The organism is Cellulomonas sp. P4_B5_2 (assembly GCF_056402235.1).
Window position 1 is genome coordinate 1 of sequence record NZ_JBFUHU010000429.1, and the last position, 2481, is coordinate 2481.

Genomic DNA, 2481 nt, shown 5'->3' on the forward strand with positions numbered 1-2481 from the left:
CGCTCACCCCCGTGACGGCCGCGCTCGCACCGGTGGCGGGTTCGCTCCGGCCGGTGACGCAGGCCCTCGACCCGGCGACGAGGGCGCTCGGGCCGGTGACCAGAGCGCTCGAGCCGGTACGGCAGACGCTCCACCCGGTCACGAAGGCGCTCGACCCCGTGACCCGAGCTCTCCGGCCGGTGACCGGTGCGCTGGTGCCCCCCGACGGCCCCGCTCGCGGCACGGACGCCGAGTATCCGGTGACGGCCGTGCCCACCCCTGCGACCAGCGCGGTCGCGCCCGCCGCGGTCGAGCCGACCCCGGTGAGCCCGGGTGCCGGCGTGACCTCCGCGGTGACCGGCGCGGGCAGCACCTCCGAGCGTGGCGCCGAGCTCGACGATGCCGGAGTGGCCGCCGCCGAGGTCGCCCCCGCGCGCGGTCCGCACCGACCCACCCACCTCCCCGGCGGCGAGGGCGCTGGACTGCCGGTCTCCGGCAGCGCCTCGCCGGGCGCCGGTCGGGGTGGCATCGACGGTGACGTCCCGGCCGGCGTCGAGCCGCCCGCGCTGCGCGGAACGACCACCCGCGACAGCCCCTGTCCCGCACCCCCGTCCGCCCCCGGCCCGGAGGTCCCTGACTCCCCGGCGTGAGCGGGTTCGTCGCGCTGCTGCGCGATCACCCCCGCATCCGTCCGCACCTCGCTGAGGAGTCCGCCATGCGTTCCTTCGTCCGTCGTTCCCTGCAGACCGCGCTCGTCACCGGCGGTCTGGCAGCCACCGTCCTCCAGCTCGCCGGCACGGCCGCCGCTGTCGCCGTCGCGATGGTGTCCGCGGTCGCGTCGCCCGTCATCGCCCACCAGCAGCGCTGGGCAGCCGGCCGCCACCGGTCGACGCTCACCGAGGTGCCGACCCAGCGCAGCGCACCTCCGGAGTCCTGACGCGGCTCCGTACGCTGGGGCCATGTCCACCGACACCGACGACGGCACCTCGAGCCTGGGGCGCCGCCGCGGTCGTCGGCCCGCGGGCGAGGACACCCGCGGTGCCATCCTGGCCGCCGCGCGCGACGAGTTCGCCGAGCGCGGGTTCGAGGGTGCCAGCATCCGCTCGGTGGCGCGCCGCGCCGAGGTCGACCCTGCCCTCGTGCGGCACTACTTCCGCGACAAGTCGGAGCTGCTGGCCGCGGGCATGATCCCTGCTGGCGCCGACCCCGCGGTCATCGTCGCCGGCCTGACGGCGTCGGGCGTCGACGGTCTGGGTGCACGGCTGCTGACCGCCGTGCTCGGGGTCTGGGAGGCGGACGGCGGTGTGGCGTTCCGGGTCGCGTTCGCCGGGATGACGGCGGGCGAGCTGCAGGCGGAGGCGCTCGTCGGCTACGTCGGTCGTGAGGTGTTCGGCCAGGTGGCACGGGTGCTGGCACCGCCGGACCAGCAGCTGCGCGTCTCCTTGGTCGCGTCGCAGGTGGTCGGCGTCCTCATGACCCGGCACGTGCTGGAGCTGGAGCCGCTCGCCTCGATGCCCGTCGACGAGGTGGTCGCGCTCGTCGGGCCCACGCTGCAGCGCTACCTGTCCGGGCCGCTCACCTAGGCTGCCGGGCCACGGCGACCGCCCACGCGACCAGCGGCACCTGCAGCGGCAGGCGAGCCCAGGCGACCACCGGCCGGCCCGCCCAGCCGCGCGCGTCCGGCCGGGACCGGACCGCCATCGTCACGTTGCCGGGGAACACGCCCACCAGCAGGGCCGCGGACGCCAGCCCGCCGAGCCGTCGCGTCGCGGGCACGACCAGGGCGGTGGCGCAGGCGATCTCCGCCACCCCGGACCCGAGAACCCACGGGTCGGGGTTGCCCAGGGAGCGGGGGATCAGCGGCCGGAAGATGCCCGGCCGGCGCAGGTGCAGCACGCCGGAGGTGCCCAGCAGGGCGGCGAGCGCGATCGCGGGACCGTGGCGGCGGAGCATCGAGGTGAGCACGCGCCACGGTAGCCGGGAGGCCGTTGTCGGTGCCGGTCGATAGCGTGCGCGGCATGGACACCGTCGACCTCTCCTTCGACCACTACGAACGCGTGATCGGGCAGGAGTCGGCCCGCGCTGCGGACGCGCTCGAGAAGGCGCCGCTGTCCGCGCAGGTCCCGGCGTGCCCGGACTGGAGCACCGCCGACCTGGCCTACCACCTGGGGGAGGTGCAGGACTTCTGGTCGCAGATCGTCGGGAACGCCCCCGCGGGTCCCGACGACGCGCAGGACACGGAACGCCTGCCCGACGACGAGCTCGTGGCGTTCCTGCGCACCCGCACGGGCGCGCTGCTGACCGCGATCGCCGCGCACGACCCGGCGGACCCGTGCTGGTCCTGGTCGCCCGTCGGTGGGACGGTCGGCTGGGTGCTGCGGCGCCAGTCGCACGAGGCGCTCGTGCACCGGGTGGACGCCGAGCAGACCGCCGGGCTGCCCGTCACCGATCCGGGCGTCGTGCTCGCGGCCGACGGCGTGGACGAGATGCTCGGCGTCATGG

Annotated in this window: 4 protein-coding genes and 1 pseudogene; 4 read left to right on the forward strand and 1 reads right to left on the reverse strand. The window is 76.3% G+C overall.

Translation table 11 applies throughout. The features are described 5' to 3' along the window. From AC1DUQ_RS20585 to AC1DUQ_RS20595, 3 genes and pseudogenes are all read left to right on the forward strand, one after another. Window positions 1–629, forward strand: a pseudogene (locus tag AC1DUQ_RS20585) (hypothetical protein); the annotation flags it as partial. Then, window positions 626–916, forward strand: a complete 291-nt coding sequence (locus tag AC1DUQ_RS20590; protein ID WP_477074506.1) for a hypothetical protein — start codon at window positions 626–628, stop codon at window positions 914–916. The pseudogene AC1DUQ_RS20585 and the gene AC1DUQ_RS20590, both read left to right, overlap by 4 nt. Before the next feature lie 22 nt (window positions 917–938). Continuing rightward, window positions 939–1562 carry a TetR/AcrR family transcriptional regulator gene (locus AC1DUQ_RS20595; RefSeq protein WP_477061263.1) on the forward strand — a complete coding sequence of 208 codons (624 nt, stop codon included), beginning with the start codon at window positions 939–941 and terminating at the stop codon, window positions 1560–1562. On the opposite strand, the gene AC1DUQ_RS20600 is transcribed toward AC1DUQ_RS20595, so the two are convergent. Then, entirely contained in the window at window positions 1555–1944 is a 390-nt protein-coding gene (locus tag AC1DUQ_RS20600) for a DoxX family protein (RefSeq protein ID WP_477061264.1), read from the reverse strand. The genes AC1DUQ_RS20595 and AC1DUQ_RS20600 overlap by 8 nt on opposite strands. A 53-nt stretch (window positions 1945–1997) precedes the next feature. On the opposite strand from AC1DUQ_RS20600, the gene AC1DUQ_RS20605 reads away from it, so the two are divergent. Further along, window positions 1998–2481 (forward strand): maleylpyruvate isomerase family mycothiol-dependent enzyme (locus AC1DUQ_RS20605; protein WP_477074507.1); only part of this gene is annotated, 484 nt, incomplete at its 3' end.

What these genes read in the sequence shown, in the direction of transcription:
- AC1DUQ_RS20595 (WP_477061263.1), top strand. Translation starts at nt 939, where the DNA reads ATGTCCACCGACACCGACGACGGCACCTCGAGCCTGGGGCGCCGCCGC.